Source organism: uncultured Lactobacillus sp. (genome assembly GCF_944327175.1).
Taxonomy (GTDB): Bacteria; Bacillota; Bacilli; order Lactobacillales; family Lactobacillaceae; genus Lactobacillus.
Genome location: NZ_CALVGT010000017.1, coordinates 152596 through 170071, shown reverse-complemented (window position 1 = coordinate 170071; position 17476 = coordinate 152596). Strand labels below are relative to the sequence as shown.

Annotated in this window: 19 protein-coding genes and 1 riboswitch; of the genes, 12 read left to right on the top strand and 7 right to left on the bottom strand. The window is 50.1% G+C overall.

Going from position 1 to position 17476, the window contains the following annotated elements; translation table 11 throughout:
* A partial coding sequence (locus Q0J41_RS03205) for a transposase (protein ID WP_296226031.1) occupies positions 1–328 on the bottom strand: 328 nt, incomplete at its 3' end.
* A gap of 85 nt (positions 329–413) precedes the next feature.
* Positions 414–722, bottom strand: a complete 309-nt coding sequence (locus tag Q0J41_RS03200; RefSeq protein ID WP_296226020.1) for an AEC family transporter — start codon at positions 720–722, stop codon at positions 414–416.
* Positions 723–901: 179 nt separating this feature from the next.
* Between Q0J41_RS03200 and Q0J41_RS03195 the strand changes: the two genes are divergently transcribed.
* Positions 902–2524, top strand: coding sequence for an ATP-binding cassette domain-containing protein (locus Q0J41_RS03195; protein ID WP_296226018.1), 1623 nt, complete (start codon positions 902–904; stop codon positions 2522–2524).
* Positions 2525–2703: 179 nt separating this feature from the next.
* Here the strand turns inward: Q0J41_RS03195 and Q0J41_RS03190 are convergent, their stop codons facing one another.
* The 3 genes from Q0J41_RS03190 to Q0J41_RS03180 all read right to left on the bottom strand — a co-directional run bounded on the left by Q0J41_RS03190 (position 2704) and on the right by Q0J41_RS03180 (position 5356).
* Positions 2704–3069, bottom strand: coding sequence for a hypothetical protein (locus Q0J41_RS03190; protein WP_296226016.1), 366 nt, complete (start codon positions 3067–3069; stop codon positions 2704–2706).
* Positions 3070–3313: 244 nt separating this feature from the next.
* Entirely contained in the window at positions 3314–4513 is a 1200-nt protein-coding gene (locus tag Q0J41_RS03185; RefSeq protein WP_296226013.1) for an MFS transporter, read from the bottom strand.
* 129 nt (positions 4514–4642) lie between these two features.
* Entirely contained in the window at positions 4643–5356 is a 714-nt protein-coding gene (locus Q0J41_RS03180; RefSeq protein ID WP_296226011.1) for a Bax inhibitor-1/YccA family protein, read from the bottom strand.
* A 264-nt stretch (positions 5357–5620) separates the two neighbouring features.
* Between Q0J41_RS03180 and murI the strand changes: the two genes are divergently transcribed.
* The 5 genes from murI (at position 5621) to Q0J41_RS03155 (ending at position 10018) form a co-directional block, all read left to right on the top strand.
* A complete protein-coding gene (murI, locus tag Q0J41_RS03175; RefSeq protein WP_296226009.1) occupies positions 5621–6397 on the top strand; it encodes a glutamate racemase in 777 nt (258 codons plus the stop codon).
* A gap of 83 nt (positions 6398–6480) precedes the next feature.
* Positions 6481–7902 (top strand): C69 family dipeptidase, encoded by a 1422-nt coding sequence (locus Q0J41_RS03170; protein ID WP_296226007.1) that lies wholly within the window; start codon positions 6481–6483, stop codon positions 7900–7902.
* Positions 7903–7915: 13 nt separating this feature from the next.
* A complete protein-coding gene (locus Q0J41_RS03165) occupies positions 7916–9001 on the top strand; it encodes a M42 family peptidase (RefSeq protein WP_296226005.1) in 1086 nt (361 codons plus the stop codon).
* Between the two features lie 66 nt (positions 9002–9067).
* A riboswitch (TPP riboswitch) is annotated at positions 9068–9164 on the top strand.
* A gap of 43 nt (positions 9165–9207) precedes the next feature.
* Positions 9208–9777, top strand: coding sequence for an ECF transporter S component (locus Q0J41_RS03160; protein ID WP_296226003.1), 570 nt, complete (start codon positions 9208–9210; stop codon positions 9775–9777).
* 109 nt (positions 9778–9886) lie between these two features.
* Positions 9887–10018 carry a hypothetical protein gene (locus tag Q0J41_RS03155; RefSeq protein ID WP_296226001.1) on the top strand — a complete coding sequence of 44 codons (132 nt, stop codon included), beginning with the start codon at positions 9887–9889 and terminating at the stop codon, positions 10016–10018.
* Between the two features lie 85 nt (positions 10019–10103).
* Here the strand turns inward: Q0J41_RS03155 and udk (Q0J41_RS03150) are convergent, their stop codons facing one another.
* Together udk (Q0J41_RS03150) and udk (Q0J41_RS03145) are read right to left on the bottom strand one after the other, a co-directional pair.
* Complete coding sequence (gene udk, locus Q0J41_RS03150; protein WP_296225998.1) at positions 10104–10730, bottom strand: uridine kinase; 627 nt, start codon at positions 10728–10730, stop codon at positions 10104–10106.
* A complete protein-coding gene (udk, locus tag Q0J41_RS03145) occupies positions 10730–11386 on the bottom strand; it encodes a uridine kinase (RefSeq protein ID WP_296225996.1) in 657 nt (218 codons plus the stop codon). The genes udk (Q0J41_RS03150) and udk (Q0J41_RS03145) overlap by 1 nt, the downstream gene beginning before the upstream one ends.
* Positions 11387–11948: 562 nt before the next feature.
* Between udk (Q0J41_RS03145) and Q0J41_RS03140 the strand changes: the two genes are divergently transcribed.
* The 6 genes from Q0J41_RS03140 to Q0J41_RS03115 all read left to right on the top strand — a co-directional run bounded on the left by Q0J41_RS03140 (position 11949) and on the right by Q0J41_RS03115 (position 17476).
* Positions 11949–12689, top strand: coding sequence for an amino acid ABC transporter ATP-binding protein (locus Q0J41_RS03140; protein ID WP_296225993.1), 741 nt, complete (start codon positions 11949–11951; stop codon positions 12687–12689).
* 22 nt (positions 12690–12711) lie between these two features.
* Positions 12712–13551: a transporter substrate-binding domain-containing protein gene (locus Q0J41_RS03135; RefSeq protein ID WP_296225989.1), complete on the top strand. Its 840-nt coding sequence runs from the start codon at positions 12712–12714 to the stop codon at positions 13549–13551.
* Positions 13551–14192 (top strand): amino acid ABC transporter permease, encoded by a 642-nt coding sequence (locus tag Q0J41_RS03130; protein ID WP_296225986.1) that lies wholly within the window; start codon positions 13551–13553, stop codon positions 14190–14192. Before Q0J41_RS03135 ends, Q0J41_RS03130 begins: the two co-directional genes overlap by 1 nt.
* An 11-nt stretch (positions 14193–14203) precedes the next feature.
* Positions 14204–14872: an amino acid ABC transporter permease gene (locus Q0J41_RS03125; protein WP_296225983.1), complete on the top strand. Its 669-nt coding sequence runs from the start codon at positions 14204–14206 to the stop codon at positions 14870–14872.
* 41 nt (positions 14873–14913) lie between these two features.
* Entirely contained in the window at positions 14914–15759 is an 846-nt protein-coding gene (locus tag Q0J41_RS03120) for a transporter substrate-binding domain-containing protein (RefSeq protein WP_296225982.1), read from the top strand.
* Between the two features lie 205 nt (positions 15760–15964).
* Complete coding sequence (locus Q0J41_RS03115; protein WP_296225980.1) at positions 15965–17476, top strand: HD domain-containing protein; 1512 nt, start codon at positions 15965–15967, stop codon at positions 17474–17476.

Below are 17476 nucleotides of genomic sequence, written 5' to 3'. Positions count from 1 at the left end.
TGGTAATGACAGTATACCCGTTTTCTTTAAAAGAGCGAAGCCAATTTGCAAGAATGCCTGTATTTGTAAGCCCTAAGTCTAGAGAAACCTGGCTAAGTGCTTCACCGCCTAGCAGAACTCTATCAATGGCAGCAAGCTTGAAATCAGCAGTATATTTCTGTTGAGGGCGATCCAGAATATCTTCACCATGTTTTTGAATCAAGTCCACCAAATATCGGATTTCTCCACGCCCCATCCCATACTTCCGCCTAAGGTAGGTGCCTCTTCTGTGATCGTCTACCCATTCGTGGTAGATAGCAAGTTTGATTTCTTTAGTGTATTTAGTAATGAAAATAACCCCCGAAATTAGTGTCCTAATTTCGGGGGTCATATCATCTTCTTGACAAAAAGTAGCCTTTTTGCTTAAGGGAGAACTATAGCAGCTGCTTGTCCGGGTCGTTTTTTAAACGGGGCAGGCGGAGCAAAAGGCTGCTGAAGGCGATGGGGAAGAGGTAGTTGAGAGAGCCCGCCAGGAAGGTCAAGCCGAAGTCCTTGATTAAGCTGGCGCTGGCCGGGCGCTCAAAGGCGTTGATGATCAGGCAGGGGACGACGATGTAGACTAGGATGGCAGTCAAGTCCTTGCTGGTTTCTTCATGGATCATGCCCTTTTTCCGGCAGAGGAAGCCGATGGCCATGAGGATGAACATGATGCAAATCTGCTCCAGTGAGATGAAAAATGCCATAAGCATGCTCCTATCAATAAGTTCTTATTAAAAGATTATAAGCTAATTTTTTCTTAAAAAGAAAGAACTTTAAAAAAGGGGGAGAAAATAGGTGAAAAGCTTGGTGGGAAAAGGCTAAACCTGTTATACTGATTTAGTCATAATTGCAGTAGAAAATTTAAGAAACAGAGGAAAATCTATTGATCACAGTAACAGATTTAAGTTTGCAAATCGGCAGTCGCACCCTTTACAGCGACGTCAACCTTAAGTTCACGCCGGGCAACTGCTACGGCATCATTGGGGCCAACGGGGCCGGCAAGTCGACTTTCTTAAAGCTGCTGGAAGGAAAAATGGAACCGACCACGGGCTCAATCAGCATGGGCCCTAACGAAAGAATGTCCAGCCTGAACCAGGACCACTTTGCCTTTGAAGATTTTTCCGTTATGGAAACTGTGATTCAAGGCCACCAAAAGCTCTACCGGGTCATGAAGGAGCGTGACGCCCTTTACGCCAAGGCTGATTTCAGTGAAGAAGACGGGGTCAAGGCGGCTGAACTGGAAACGGAATTTGCGGAACTGGACGGCTGGAACGCGGAAGCCGATGCTGCCCAGCTTCTCCAGTCCATGAGCATTCCGGAAGACATGCACCAAAAGCAGATGAGCGAGCTGGCGGAAAGCGACAAGGTTAAGGTCCTTTTGGCCCAGGCCCTTTTTGGCAACCCGGACATCCTTCTTTTGGACGAACCGACCAACGGTCTGGACGTGCATACCACGGCCTGGCTGGAAAACTTCCTGGCTGACTACGAAAACATCGTCCTGGTCGTTTCCCACGACCGTCACTTCTTGAACCAGGTCTGCACCCAGATGTGTGACGTTGACCGCGGGCAAATCAAGCTCTACGTCGGCAACTACGACTTCTGGTACGAATCAAGTAAGCTGGCTACGGAACTGGCCCGCCAGCAAAATGCCAAGAAGGAAGAACAGATCAAGCAGCTGCAGGAATTCATCGCCCGTTTCTCAGCCAACGCTTCCAAGTCCAAGCAGGCTACTTCCAGAAAGAAGCAGCTGGACAAGATCAGCTTGGACGACATCAAGCCATCTAGCCGCAAGTACCCCTACATCAAGTTTGAGATGAACCGGGACTTGGGAAATGACTTGTTGAGAGTGGACAATGTGTCCTACAAGTCCGGTGATGAGCAGCTTTTGGACAATGTGTCCTTTATCATCCGGCCAGGTGACAAGGTGGCCTTCTTGTCCAGAAACACCCGGGCAACCACAGCCTTGATGGAAATCATCGCCGGCCGCCTGGAACCAGACTCCGGGACTGTTACTTGGGGGCAGACGACTTCCTTTAACTACATGTCCAGAGACCTTAACGCCAACTTCGACAATGATGAATTGACCATCCTTGACTGGCTGCGCCAATACGCTGACAAGGAACATGACGACAACACCTTCTTGCGGGGCTTCTTGGGCAGAATGCTCTTTAGTGGCGACGAGATCAACAAGCAGATCAAGGTCCTGTCCGGGGGTGAAAAGGTCCGCTGCCAGCTGTCCAGAATGATGCTGGAAGCAGCCAACGTGCTGGTCATGGACGATCCAACCAACCACTTGGACCTGGAATCCATCACCGCCTTGAACGAAGCCATGGAAAATTACCCTGGCTCAATTCTCTTTACTTCCCACGACCACGAGTTTATCCAGACCATTGCCAACCACATTATTGAAGTTGGTCCAAAGGGTGTGGTGGCCCGGGCCGACATCAGCTACGACGATTTCCTGGCCCACCCGACTGTTCAGGAACAAGTGGCGAAGATTTACTAGAAGCAATATTTATATGCAGACAAAAAAGCTTATCCGTGGAGGATAAGCTTTTTTGCATTCGCCTTATACTTCATCGTCAAGTGCTGACCGGTGACCTTTTAAGGCAAAGACGTAGACTATAAGGGAAATAAAGACCGCGAATGAGTTTCACCATTTTTGGTATGTGTAATTTTTGGCCACTATTCATGAAAATCGATGGCAAAACGGGCCAGAAGGATCAGCAAAAGCTGCAAGAGGTTCAGCCAGAGAAAGCCAGAGCCTAAAGCAACAGGGGCGACCATTTCGCCAGCTGTTAAAAGCAGGAGGGCGGCCAGGAAGAAGAAGATTCCCCGGTCGTCCAGCTTGTTTATTCGCAGGCTGAGCCAGGCTTCGCAGATGAGCATGACGATGAAGACCAGGCCGGCGACAATTGAAGGGATAAAAGAGGACCAGCCCATTAATCTGGCAGAGTTGCAGACGTCAATTAAACTGGCTAGGCCGGCCCAAAGAAGAAAGAGGCTGAGCAGAAAGCTGACAGCTTGCAAAATTTTGGTAATGACTTTCAAAAGAACACCTCGATTCTCAAAGAATATTTTTCCTTCAGTATAATGCGAAGAATTTTTTTGAGCAAACGCATAGATTTTGTTAAAATTTGTTATTTTCACTTAAGGACATCCTTATTTTGGTAAAAAAATGAATTAATTAGGGCAAAAACACAGACAAAGAAGCGCTTGCTCTTTAAGATAGTCAAGAATAATCCCCAAGCAAAAAGCCCCAAGAATGAATCTTGGAGCTTTTTTTGCGCCTGCACTAGGCAATATTTTTCAAAATGTTGGTTCGGTAAAGAAGCAGGTTGATCACGACGATCCCGCTGGTTACCAGGAAGACGGCGCTGTAGCCGAGGTGGGCGGAAACTGTTGAACCCAAAAGCGGCCCGAAAATGTTGCCGACGTACATGGCGCTTTGGTTCCAGCTGAAGACCCGGCTGGTCAATTGTTTCGGGCTGTGCTTGGTCAACATGGTCTGCACCTGCGGGAAGAGGCAGGCGTCGGTAAAACCAATCAAGAAGCGGCAGACACCAAGTTCAATCGTGTTGCGGACAAAAGCCGTCAAGAAGAAGAGGATGATCGAACCAATTAAGCCGCCTAAGATGATCTTGTGGGTCCCGATCCGGTCACCTAAACCGCCAAAGTAAGAAGCCGCGGCCACCGTAGCAATCCCCGGCAAAGCCGCGATTATCCCGCTGGCAAAGACAACCTGCCCTGAATCGTGCATCAAGCTTCTGACATACAAAGAAACAATCGGGTTGATGGAGTTGTTGGCTGCTTGAATGATCAAGGTCGTCAGCAGCAGGCCCACAATCAGCTGGCCGCTCTTAAACTGCTTGATAGTGTCCTTGAAATTGCCCCGCTCCTCGCTTTTGAGCGGTACGAAGTCGTCTTCATGGATAAAAAGAATCGATAAAACAAAGCAGGCAAAGAGTAGGGCACCGGTGATAAAGAAGGTTACTCGGTAGCTAAAAGCTTGGGAGAGTGCTCCGCCGGCAAATGGCCCTAGCAATTGTCCCCCGGTCGTGGCTGAGCTCATGATCCCTAAGGCCTTGCCCGCCTTGTTTTTTGGCGTTTCTGCCGCGATTAGAGCGTTGGAATTGGAGATAAAGCCGGCAAAAACCCCCTGCATCCCTCTCAAGAACAGCAGCTGCCAGACATTCTGGGCCAGGCCCATGCAGGTAAAGACAACCGCCATCCCCAAAGAAGCCCGCAGAATCATCGGTTTACGGCCCTTTTTGTCAGCCAGCTTGCCCCAGATCGGCGATACTAGCGCGGCAACCACGAAAACCGCTGAAAAGACGATCCCGGACCAAAAGCTGAGCTGTTGGTGACTGAACTTGCCCAAACTGTCAATGTACAGGGATAAAAAGGGGGTAACTTCTGAAAAGGCAATCCCCGCCAAAAAGACGCTGACCGTTGAAACTTGCAGATTTCTTTTCCATACCGGTTTCTTTTGCACTCTAAGACCTTCTTTACAATTACTAATAAATACTTTACATATCTTTTACCTTACTCTTGCAGGAAAAATAGTCAAGAAAAAAAGCTCTCTAATAGGAAGAGAGCCTTTTCAAAAAATAAATCTTAAATTTTAGTTGTCGTTGTCAGCGATCCCGAAGATCTGCAGGAATTGCAGGAAGAGGTTGATGAAGTCCAGGTACAGCATCAAAGCCCCGTTAACAGCCAGGCCAAGTTCTGGCAGCTGGTCGCCGTAGTTAGCGTAGATGGTCTTCATCTTCTGGGCATCCCAGGCAGTCAAGATCGTGAAGATGATGACCCCGATGATGGAGAAGATGAAGCTGGCTGGCGTGCTCTTTAAGAAGATGTTGACCAGGCTGGCCACGATCAAGCCCCAGATGGCAGCTGAAGCGTAAGCTCCGATGGTGTCCAGGTTCTTCTTAGTCACGCTGCCGTAAGCTGCCATACCGATGAAGACGGCTGAAGCCGAGATGAAGGCCCCGCCGATTTGGGCGCCCGTGTAGGCAAAGGCCAAAAGAGAGAATTCCAGCCCGTAGATAACCGCGATAGCCATCAACATGAAGAAGGCCGTCGTTGGCTTGCGGGTAGCCTTAAAGCTGATGCCCACGCTCAAGATCAAAGGCAGTAACAGCAGGATCCAGAGGAAGACCCGGTTGGTGAGTAGCGGCAGCAAGCTGCCAGAGAAGACCGTCAAGGTCAGGTAGGCGGTCAAGGCTGAGACCAGAACCGCCAGGCCCATGATGGAATACATTTTCGTTAAAAAGCCATTGAGCGCTGAGTCGTCAACGATGTGGCGGCGCTCTTGTTCAGGCGAAACGTTAAACATAATTTCTTTTGCTCTTTCTAAAAACTAAAAAAACTGTGTACATAATTATTCCTAGATTGCGGTTTTATTCCAGTAATCAACGTGATATCCAGGGTTTAGATATAACAATAACATAGCCCCTAAAAAAAGCAAGCCGGACGGTTTTTCCGGCAAAAAACTAAAGAAAAAATCAAGAAAGTCCGGCTTGCAGGAAAAATAAAGTGGCGTATCGATTGAAGAAAGCGGGTAAAAAGTTCAAAATTAATAGCTAGAGGAGGCAAAAATATGTCAAAAGAATATGCTGATCGGCCAATCGGCGTTTTTGATTCCGGCCAAGGGGGCTTAACGGTCCTCAGCCGTCTGGTTGATCTGATGCCAAACGAAGACTATGTCTTCTATGGCGACTCCGCCAATGCTCCTTACGGGGTAAAGAGCAAGGAAGAAGTCTACCAGCTGGCCAAGCGGGTAGTTGATGAACTGATTGACAAGCACCAGGTCAAGGCCGTCATGATTGCCTGCAACACGGCAACCAGCGCGGCGGCTGACCGCCTGCGCCAGGAATACTCCCTGCCGATCATCGGGATCGAACCGGCCGTCAAGCCGGCAGCTGAAGAAAATCCCGGCCAGCAGATAGTTGCCATGGCTACCCCTTTGACCCTGGAGCAGGAAAAGTTCAACCAGCTGGTCGCCGAATGTGCTGAACCTGGCCAAGTGGTCAAGGTGCCAGCCCCAAAACTGGTCGAATTGATCGAAGAAGGGCAAACTGACAGCCCGGCCATTTACCAGTACCTGGAAGACTTACTGGCCCCATATGCCGGCAAGGCTGCCGGGGTAGTCCTGGGCTGCACCCACTTTCCTTTTGCCAAGCAGGCCATCCAGAAGATCTTAGGCCCCCAGGCCAAGGTCTATGACGGAGCCTTCGGGGCCGCTGCTGAAGTCAAGCGGCAACTGGCCAGCCGGGACGAACTGAATGAAAGCAGCCAGCCTGGCAAGATCCTGTTTGAAAACAGTGCCCCGGCTGGCGCCGATTTGAGCCAGCGCCTCTATGCCCTTTACCGGTAGCAATAGCTAGCAAAAGGCGTTTTTTCAGCTAGAATAATAGTAAGAAAGCAGACAATTAGTTTTAGATTATTAGAGGAGGACTTATGCAAAAGCCAGCAGAATGCACGACCATTTTAGTCGGCAAGGACGCCACCATTGATGGCTCCACGATGATTGCCCGCAGTGAAGACGGCGGCAGCACCATTGTCCCTGAAGCCTTTATCGCGGTTAACCCGGAAGAGCAGCCAAAGCACTACAAGGCTGTGATCAGCGGCCAGGAAATTGATGATGAAGACCTGCTGCCAAATCCTATGCGCTACACCAGCGCTCCAGATGCTTCCGGCAAGCGCGGCATCTGGGCCGCTGCCGGCATTAACGACGCAACGGTAGCCATGACGGCCACGGAAACCATCACTACCAACAGCCGGATCCAAGGGATTGACCCCCTAGTTGAAAAGGGCGGGCTGGGTGAAGAAGACTTTGTCACTTTGACTTTGCCATACATCCACTCAGCCAGAGAAGGGGTTAAGCGCCTGGGCTACCTGGTGGAAAAGTACGGGACCTACGAAATGAACGGGTCAGCCTTTGCCGACCATGACGAAGTCTGGTACATCGAAACCATCGGCGGCCACCACTGGGCTGCCCGCCGGATTCCGGACGATGCCTACGTGGCAGCGCCAAACCGCTTGAACATCGACTTCTTCGACTTTAACGACGAAGAAAACTTCATGTGCTCAAGTGACTTGCTGGACATCATCAATGAATACCACTTGAACCCGGACTACCAAGGCTACAACTTGCGTCACATCTTTGGCTCATCCACGATCAAGGACGCCCACTACAACAACCCGCGGGCCTGGTACATCCACCGCTACTTCGACCCTGAATGGGAAGGCGAGCCAGGGGACCAGGAGCAGCCTTTCATCACTTACGCCAAGAAGAAGATCAGCCCGGAAGACATCAAGTTCCTGGAAAGCTCCCACTACCAGGACACCAAGTACGATGTCTACAGCACCACTAACACAGAAGCTGAAAAGAAGCTCTTCCGTCCGATCGGGATCAACCGGAACTTTGAAACCCACATCCTGCAGATCAGAAATGATGTTGAAGAAGGTATCGCCGGCGTGCAATGGCTGGCCTTTGGCCCGAACACTTTTAACTGCTTCGTGCCTTTCTACACCAATGTCACGACTACTCCAGCCAGCTTCCAAACCGGTCCGGACTTTGACTTGACCAAGATCTACTGGCTCAACAAGCTGAATGCCCAGCTCGGTGACACCAACTACAAGGTCTACAGCGCTCTGGAGCAGGCTTTTGAAGAAAAGACCATGGCTAAACTGCGCCAGATCGAAAACGAAACTGACCGCGCCGTTAAGGGCTTGACCGGCCGCGACTTGCAAGAGAAGCTGGAAGAAGCCAACCAGAAGATGGCTGACTTGACTTACAAGCAGACGGTGGCCTTGACCGGGGAAATGGTCAAGGACGGTCACACCTTGATGAAGCTGAAGTACGACCTGCTGGATTAATTGGAGATTATTAATGGAAAAAGCTGCTGAAATTCAAATGCTGAAGGATTTTTCAAATGCCAACGCCACTTCTGGCTTTGAAAATGAATTCGTTAACCTTTTTACTAAGACGGTCAAGGACTATGCCGACCTTGAAGTCGACGGGATGCTGAACGTCTACGCTTCCAAGAAGCAGAACACCGGCAAGCGGCCGGTGATCCAGCTGGACGCCCACTCAGACGCCGTTGGTTTCTTGACCCAGGCTATCCGGCCAAATGGCTTGATCAAGTTCGTGACCCTGGGCGGCTGGAACAATGTAGTTCTGCCGGCCCTCAAGGTCAAGGTCAGAAACCGGGACGGGGAATACATCCCCGGCGTTGTGGCCTTAAAGCCACCTCACTTCATGTCGGAAGCGGAAAGAAAGTCTGTCCCGCAGGTCGCTGATCTGTCCATCGATGTTGGTTCTTCCAGCCGGGAAGAAACGATCAACGACTACAAGATCGACACCGGCTGCCCGATTTTCGTCGACGTGGACTGCGAATACAATGAAAAGACCGGACTCTTCTTCGGCAAGGACTTTGACGACCGCTTCGGTGCCGCTGCCATGGCCGATATCCTCGAAAACTTGAAGGATGAAGAAGTCAACTTTGACTTGGTTGCCGCCTTGTCCAGCCAGGAAGAAGTCGGCCTGCGGGGGGCCTATGTCATGGCCCGCAAGATCAAGCCCGACCTCTGCCTGGTTCTGGAAAGCTGCCCGGCTGATGATACTTTTGAACCGGACTGGCTGTCTCAGACCGGCCTTAAGCGGGGACCGATGCTGCGGGACATGGACGTCACCTTCCTGCCAAACCCCAAGTTCCAGCAATACGCCTGCGACTTGGCTGACCAAAACGGGATTCCTTACACCCGGTCAGTCAGAACTGGTGGCGGGCAAGACGGGGCGGCCATCTACTACGAAAACGGGGCCCCGACCATTGTGATCGGGATTCCGGTCCGCTATGAGCACTCCCCGTACTGCTTCAGCAGCTACAAGGATTACAAGGCAGCTGTTGACCTGGCCTTGGCGATTATTAGAGATATCGATAAGGAAAAACTGGAATCATTTAAAAGCTTTAATTAATTAAGGGAGCTTTTTGCCTTGTTAACGCTTTAAGGATATGCTAGACTGGATTAAGTAAAATTGAATAAATGCCACTAGGGGAGCGAAAGCTGAGATGACGAAAGTCGACCCTTTGAACCTGAACAAGGTAATTCTTGCGCAAGGGAAGTGTTTCTTAAACGTGATTTCAAACTCCTAGCCGGCAATTGTTGGATAGGAGTTTTTTTATGCTTAAAAGAGAGAGCAAGTGGAATGTGAAAGCCATTATCTTGATGGCTTTGATTGGGATTATCATGGGGGTTATCTACACCTACGTCTTCAACCCCCTTTACAACTCGACCAAGTTTGCCTTGAACTTCGTCGGCCTGGGACCCCTGGCTGATGAAATCTATTCTGGCCTTTGGTACATGGCTGCTCCTTTGGCCATGTACTTCGTGCCGACCTTCGGCTCCGGGATTGTCGGTGAAACCCTGGCCGCCACGGTTGAAATGGCCTTTGGCGGTCAGTGGGGGGCAATGACCATCCTGCAAGGGCTGGTGCAAGGGGCCTTCAACGAAATCGGTTTCTTCCCGAAGAAGGAAAACTATGACCGCTTCGGCTGGGGCAGCCTGATCATCGGGGCCATCTGCTGCCATGTGGCTGCTTTTGTAATGTGCTACTTTACTTATGGCTGGAGCGCCTACAAGCCGGCCCTCTTGATTGAAATGTTCATTGCCGGTTTGATCTCATCCGTTGTCTTTGACGCGGTTTTGGTCAAGCTGATCACCAAGCTTTTCGACCGGGTTATGGCCAAGTAGTTTCGTAAAGTTATCATTTTTTGATAAAAATAATCAAAAAGCGTGACAAGCCCTCCTTGAAGTTGTATGATGGAAAACATTATTAATTATCTTTCAAGGGGGGAGCAAAATGACGCACTTAATTTTAAGCAGACCAAAGAAGATGAACCGGGCTTACTGGAGCACGGTCGGCCTCTTGCTGGCCTTGATTCTGCTGACTGCCTGGATTGGCCTGCATACCTTTGCTTACCTGAATCTCTAAAATTAAAATTTGCCAGAAAAAACGCGTGAACCTGCAAGTTCACGCGTTTTTGTATACTTCAAAATATTGATATTATTTCGCTCTCTTAGCCGTTGATAATAGACAAGAGCTTGGAAGAGACCATGTCGATGGCGACCTGATTTTCCCCGCCCTGGGGGATGATGATGTCAGCATACTTCTTGCTTGGCTCGACAAACTGATTGTAGCTTGGCTTAACCGTAGCCAGGTACTGGGAGATGATCCAGTCAATTGACCGGCCCCGTTCCTGGGTGTCCCGTTGCAAGCGGCGGATGAAGCGGATGTCGTCGTCAGCATCGACAAAAAGCTTGATGTCCATGAACTTCCGCAATTCTTCTGAAGCCAAAACCAGGATCCCTTCTAGGATGATGATGTCGGCGGGCTCAACGTGGATGGTGTCCTTGGCCCGGGAGAGAATGTTGAAATTGTAGGTCGGCATTTCGACTGCCGTGCCGTCCAGCAGGTCCTGCAGCTGCTCAATCAAAAGATCAGTGTCGTAGGCATTGGGGTGGTCGTAGTTGATCTTCTTGCGTTCATCCATGCTGAGGGCTGAATTGTCGTTGTAGTAGGCATCTTCAGTCAGAATGAGCACCCGGTCAGCTGGCAGGCGCTTGCTGATTTCCTTGGAGACTGTCGTCTTGCCTGAGCCTGACCCGCCGGCAATCCCAATGACGAGTGGTTTCTGCTTAGCCATTATTCTTCCCCTTTTTCTGCTAAATCATTACGGCGGAGGATGTCGCGGACTTTCGTGGTCAGCATGTCCAAAGCGACGTCGTTGGCCCCGCCTTCCGGCACGATGATGTTGGCGTAGCGCTTGCTTGGCTCAACAAACTGGTGGTAGCTTGGCTTAACCGTGGCCAGGTACTGGTCGATGATTGAGTCAAAGGACCGGCCCCGTTCAGCCATGTCCCGGCGCTGGCGGCGGATCAAGCGGATATCGTCGTCAGTGTCGACGAAGATCTTGATGTCCATCAAGTTCCGCAGTTCTTCTGAAGCCAGAACCAGGATTCCTTCCAGGATGATGATATCAGCTGGCTCAACGTGGACTGTTTCCGGGCTGCGCAGGTGGGTGGTGAAGTCATAGATCGGCATCTCGATAGCCTTTCCGCTCAGCAGGTCCTGCAGCTGGCTGATCAAGAGCTCAGTATCAAAAGCATCCGGGTGGTCGAAATTAATTTTGTTTCTTTCGGCCATGGTCATTTCCGGGTGGTTCTTATAATAAGAGTCTTCCGTAATGATCCGGATCCGGTCGTTTTTGAACTGGTCATATAATTCGTGGGCAATGGTCGTCTTCCCCGACCCACTGCCGCCGGCGATACCAATAATGATGGGATGTTGCTTTTTTGACATTGTAAAACTCCTTTAGTTATTAATTATAGAGGCCAGCCGGGGCCTGGTCTAGTCAAAGCGTGAAAAATCAGTCTTTAAAAGCAGTTACGCGTGAAAAGCGGTTTCGCGTTCCTGATTCAGAAACAGTTGTTGCTAAATTGGGTAAGATCTAATATAATTAAGAATATCCCAAATGAAACAAAAGAAAATGAAGCGAAAACTGGCAGCTAGTTAAGATAAACAAGGCAGCCCTTTACTTTTTTATTAAAAAAAAGTAAAAAACTGAACCGGAACTGTCAAAATGCTTGCGTGCAAGCCTGTTTTCTGGTAAATTTAATAAAAAATTAATCATACTTAAATAAAAAACAACCGCTCTGGAAAAGGAAAAATAATACTCTTTTTTAGATGATTCGGCTCCTAGCTTGAAAGAAGAAAAAGTCCTGGTATATTTGCCAGACCGCCGACCGATAATCGAACTTTTTTCAGCAAGAAGTTCTGCTTGATTAACAAGCCTTAAAGTGCGGAAACTGAGTCAAACTGGCGGTGATTTAATTAAGCATTAATAAAAATAAGGAGGACCACTATGGCAGCAATTATCGAATTCAAGAAAGTCAACAAGTTCTACGGTAACTACCATGCCTTAAAAGACGTCAACTTGAGCATTGACGAAGGCGAAGTCGTTTCCATCATCGGCCCTTCTGGCGCGGGCAAGAGTACCTTGATCAGAACCATGAACGGCTTGGAAGGCATTTCTTCCGGCGTCTTGGACGTGGACGGCTATGACCTGGGAGACAAGAAGACTGACTTGAACAAGATCCGCCGGGACGTCGGCATGGTTTTCCAGCACTTTAACCTCTACGAAAACCACACCGTTTTGGAAAATGTCATGCTGGCCCCAAGAATCGTTTTGCACCGGGACGAAAAGGAAAACCGGGAAATCGCTGAAAAGCTGCTCAAGCAGGTTGGCCTTTTGGACAAGGAAGACTCTTACCCAAGACAGCTGTCCGGCGGGCAAAAGCAGCGGGTAGCCATCGCCAGATCTTTGGCCATGAAGCCCAAGGTGCTCTTGTTTGACGAACCAACCAGTGCCCTTGACCCGGAAATGATCCAGGACGTTTTGGACGTTATGCAATCCATCGCCGCTGAAGGGATGACCATGGTGGTCGTGACCCACGAAATGGGCTTTGCCAGAGAAGTGAGCGACCGGGTCATCTTCTTTGACCAGGGCCAGGTCCTTGAAGACTCCCACAACCCGAAGGACTTCTTCGAACACCCGCGCAACCTGCGGGCCCAGGAATTCCTCAGCAAGGTAATTGACCACTAACAACAAGGAAGGGAGCGGTTACATGAAACGCACGAAACTATTCCGCAAAGTTGCCGCCCTGCTTTTTCTGCTGCTGACCGCTGTTTCACTTTCTGCCTGTGCTGTTGAAAGTGACAACTCAGTGCGTGTCTACAACCAAGTCAAGAGCAGCAAGACGATTACCTGGGGCGTCAAATTTGATACGACTTTGTTTGGGATCAAGAGCGTCAAGACCAACAAGCTGGAAGGTTTTGAAATCGACCTGGCCCGTCTTTTGACCAAGGAGATCCTGGGCAAGGACGGCAAGGCAAAATTCATTGAAGTTACGGCCCAAACCAAGATCCCGCAGCTTAAGAACAACAACCTGGACGCGGTTCTGGCCACCATGACCATTACGAATGAGAGAAAGAAGTCGGTTGACTTCTCCACTCCTTACTTCAAGGCGGGGACATCCCTCATGACCAAAACCAGCAGTCCAATCAAATCGATCAAGGACTTAAACCGCAAGGGCCGGGTGGTCATCGTGGTTAAGGGGACAACGGCCGCGGACGATATTGCCCGCCTGGCCCCCAAGGCCAAGATCCGCCAGTACAATGACTACGGTGCCTGCAGTAATGCCCTCTTAGCCGGGCAAGGGGACGCGGTCGCCACTGACAACGGGATTTTGGCTGGGATTGCCAAGCAGCACAAGAGCCTGCACCTGGTTGGCGGCACAGTTGCCGTTGAACCTTACGGGATCGCCGTTGAAAAGGGGCAAACCAAGATGCTGGAAGCTATCAACAAGGCTTTGAAAGAAGCTAAGGCAGACGGCAGCTACCACAAGCTTGTCAAGAAATGGTTTGGCAACATCCCAGGATTCAGTGTTAAGGAGGCTGAATATTAATGTTGAGTTTACTTGGAGCAAACTGGTCCACCTTTTTGCTCGGTTTTTGGAATACGATTCTCTGCAGTCTGATTTCCTTATTTTTCAGTTTGATCATCGGGTCCGGCTTTGCTATCTTGGAAACCGTGCCTAACAAGTTCTGGCGCGGGGTTGCCAATGTCTATGTCGAAATCTTCCGGAACATCCCCCTCCTGGTTGTCACCATGGTCTTTTACCTGGTTTTGCCAACCTACACGCCGCTGAAGCTGACTGGCTTCCAGGCAGGGACAATCGGCTTGTCCATCTACTCATCAGCCTTCATCGCTGAAACTGTCCGTTCCGGGATCCAGTCCGTCGGGACCGGCCAGATGGAAGGGGCCCGGTCAAACGGGATGACCTACTGGCAGGCCATGCGCTACGTTATCCTGCCCCAGGCCTTCAGAATCGTGATTCCGCCATTGGGTAACCAGTTTGTCAACTTGATTAAGAACTCCAGCATCCTGGCCTTCGTGGCCGGCTTTGACCTGATGTATCAAGGGGACATCGTGGCATCCAACACTTTCCAGACCATCCCAAGTTATGTCTTGGTCGGCCTGTTCTACCTGGTTTTGACCCTGCCGCTCAGCTACTATATGCAGTATCTGGAAAAGAAGGGCGTTTAGGAGGCACATAAATGGAAAATCTTACAGAAGCATTATCCTGGATCAACCTCCGCTTTTTGCTGCAGGGTTTCTGGGTTACGATCGAAGTTTCAGTGATTTCAATCATCCTGAGCTTTGTGATCGGCCTGGCCCTGGGTCTGATCCGCTTTACCAGAATCGACGTCAAGACCACCCGGATTTCCAAAGTGGTCGGGGTGATCATCGACATTATCAGAAACCTGCCGCTTTTGCTGATCATCTTCTTCTCCTACTTTGGCCTGCCGGTCATAGGGATCAGAGTTGATGCCTTCCAGGCTTCAGTAATTGCCATGGTGGTCTTTGAATCAGCCATGATCGCGGAAGTTGTCCGCTCAGGGATCATGGCCGTCGATCCTGGCCAGATGGAAGGGGCCCGGTCAAACGGGATGACCTATATGCAGGCCATGACCCACGTGGTTTTGCCCCAGGCCCTGACCAAAATGATTCCGGCACTTTTGTCCCAGTTCGTGTCCTTGATCAAGGATACTTCTCTGGCCACGATCATCGTTTTGCCGGAACTGCTTTACCACGCTGAAATTATTTACAACCAAAACACCAATTACATGATTCCGATGTATCTGGCCGTGGCAGTGATGTACTTTATCATCTGCTTTGCCTTGTCCAGTTTTGCCAACTACTTGAGCAAGCGCATCAAGTACTAAGCAAGAAGGAATTAAACCGCGTTTATTGCCAAGGAGGAAAAATGGCACGTAAACTGAGGGAGCTGACCGCCTTTATGGCGGTCTTGCTGTTATCATTAGTTTTTACAGCTTGTTCACACAGTCAATCTAGCAGCAGCTATGACCGGGTCAAGCAAACAAAGACCATTACCTGGGGGATGCGGGCTGACACCCGTCTGTTCAGCATGATGGACGTGGACAGCGGCAAGGCCACCGGCTTTGAAGTCGACCTGGCCCGGGCCATTACCAAGCAGATCCTTGGCCCTAAAGGCAAGATGAAAATTGAATACATCAGTGAAAAGTCCCGGATCATGGACTTAAAGATCGGCAACGTTGATGCCGTCATGGCTACCATGACCAACACACCCGACCGGCGCAAGATCATCAATTTTTCTGATACTTACTTCATGGCCGGGGAAACCTTGATCGTGCCCAAAAAGAGCAAGCTGAACTCCATCAAGGACTTTAACAACTCCAAGTACTCCATTGCCGCCGTTAAAGGATCAACTGCTGACAGCGACGTCCACAAGTACGCCCCGAAGGCCCGGGTTATCTTCTATGACGACTATGGCTCTTGCTACAATGCCTTAAAGGCCGGCAAGGCTAACGCCATGGTCAGCGACAACGCCGTTTTGGCCGGCTTGATTTCTAATGACAAGGACAAGTTCAAGATGCTGTCTAACACCTTTACGGTTGAACCATACGGGATCGGCATCAAGAAGGGGGAAGACAAGTTTACGGCTGAGGTCAACCAGGCCTTGAAAGTGCTCCGGAAAAACGGGACTTACGCCCGCTTGATGAAGAAGTGGTTCAATGGTGTGCCTGGTTTCAACATCAAGGCCTCTTCTCGCTTAAAGGCAAGCGAATAATTTTTATCGATTTAAGCAGCAAGTTCGTTTTTGAACCGGCTGCTTTTTTAGTTTTAGGTAAAATTGTGTTAAAAAATGGATTTTTGCCTGTAAAAATAAGCCGAAGGGGCAGATTTTTTGTACAATTGAAATAGGTGGCTCAGCGCTTACAGCTGAGCTTTAAGGCTCATTTTTAACTATGTGAGAACAACCAGAGGAGAGACATATGAGCAAAAGACAATTTGGTCTAATTTACATATCATCATACCAGGCCCGTCTGTTTATCGTTGACTTGAAGAAACTGGCCATCATTGAACAGCTGAGCTCGGCCCAATTTGTACAGGGCGGCAAGAAGTTTGAAGTTTATGAAAACGAACTGCCCCGCTTGACTGATGCCTTGATCGGCTTCAAGCGGAAGATCGCGGAATATGGGATTGACAATTACAAGGTTTACGGCAACCGGCAGCTTTTGGATAAGATTTCCGCCCGCTACCTGGCCGACCAGATCAAGGTCAGAACCGGCCTGGAAATTGAATGGCTGAATGGGGCCCAGATCGCTTACTACAAGATCATTGCCGGGATGGCCTTGCAGCAGTTCTCAGAACTGAAAGATGATGAATTTACTTACCTGCTCAGCATGGGTAGTGCCATGCTCAACCTCACCTTGTTCAAGGGCCAGCACTACCTGTCAACCTGGAACTTTGCCCTAGGCCCTGAAGAAATCGAAGAAATGTCAGCCATGACCCGGGACACGCCAAGCGACCCGATCGACATCATCGGCGACTACATCTCCCGCAAGCTGGTCAGCTTTAAGACCATTGAGAAGCCGACTGGCAAGGCCCGGATCATCATCCAGCACGTCTCCGGCCGGGGTGAGCAGAGTCTGCGGCCCCAGGAAAAGGCCCGGGTCATCGACCTCAAGCAATTTGCCGGCATTTACTCTGAATTCAGAGAAGCCCCGGACCAGTACCTGATGGAGAAATACCAGCTGGATACCGACTCTTTGGCCCGGATGAAGCCAACCATCGTTTTGATCAACCAGCTGGTCAAGATTATCAAGCCGCACATGATGACTTTGACCCAGTCTTCAGCCATCACCGGCTTGATGATCCAAGAAGCCGCCAAGTTGAAGTACCGGCCTGATGAATACTCAACCATCGTCTTGACGGCGACCAAGAACATTGCCCGCCGCTACGAATCAGGCGGCAAGCACAGCAACTTGTCCAACAAGTTTGCCCTGCACATTTTTGACCGTCTGGCCCACGCCGGCATGGTTGACCGCGAAGACCGGCAATTGCTGGAAATCGCTGCCCGCCTGCACGACATCGGCAACTTCGTCAACTTCCACAACCACTACGAACACGCTGCCTACATCGTGGGGGCCAACCAGATCATCGGCCTGTCTGACCGGGAAAACGAAATGCTCTTGAGCATTTTGAAGCACCAGGACATCACCAGCTTGAACGCTGATGAACGCGAATACCGCCACCTTGACCCGGCCCTGCAGGTCCGGGTAGCTAAGCTAGCTGCCATCCTGCGCCTGGCTAACAGCCTGGACGCCTCCCGCAAGCAGAAGATCAGCAAGATTGTGGTTTCCATCAAGGATGACCAGATGCTGATCACGGTGACCAGCAAACGGGACCTGACCTTGGAACGCTGGGTTTTTGAAAAGAATGTCAATTTGGCTGAAGCCGTCTTCGGCATGAAGATTGCCATGAAGCAGAAGAGGGGAAAGTAA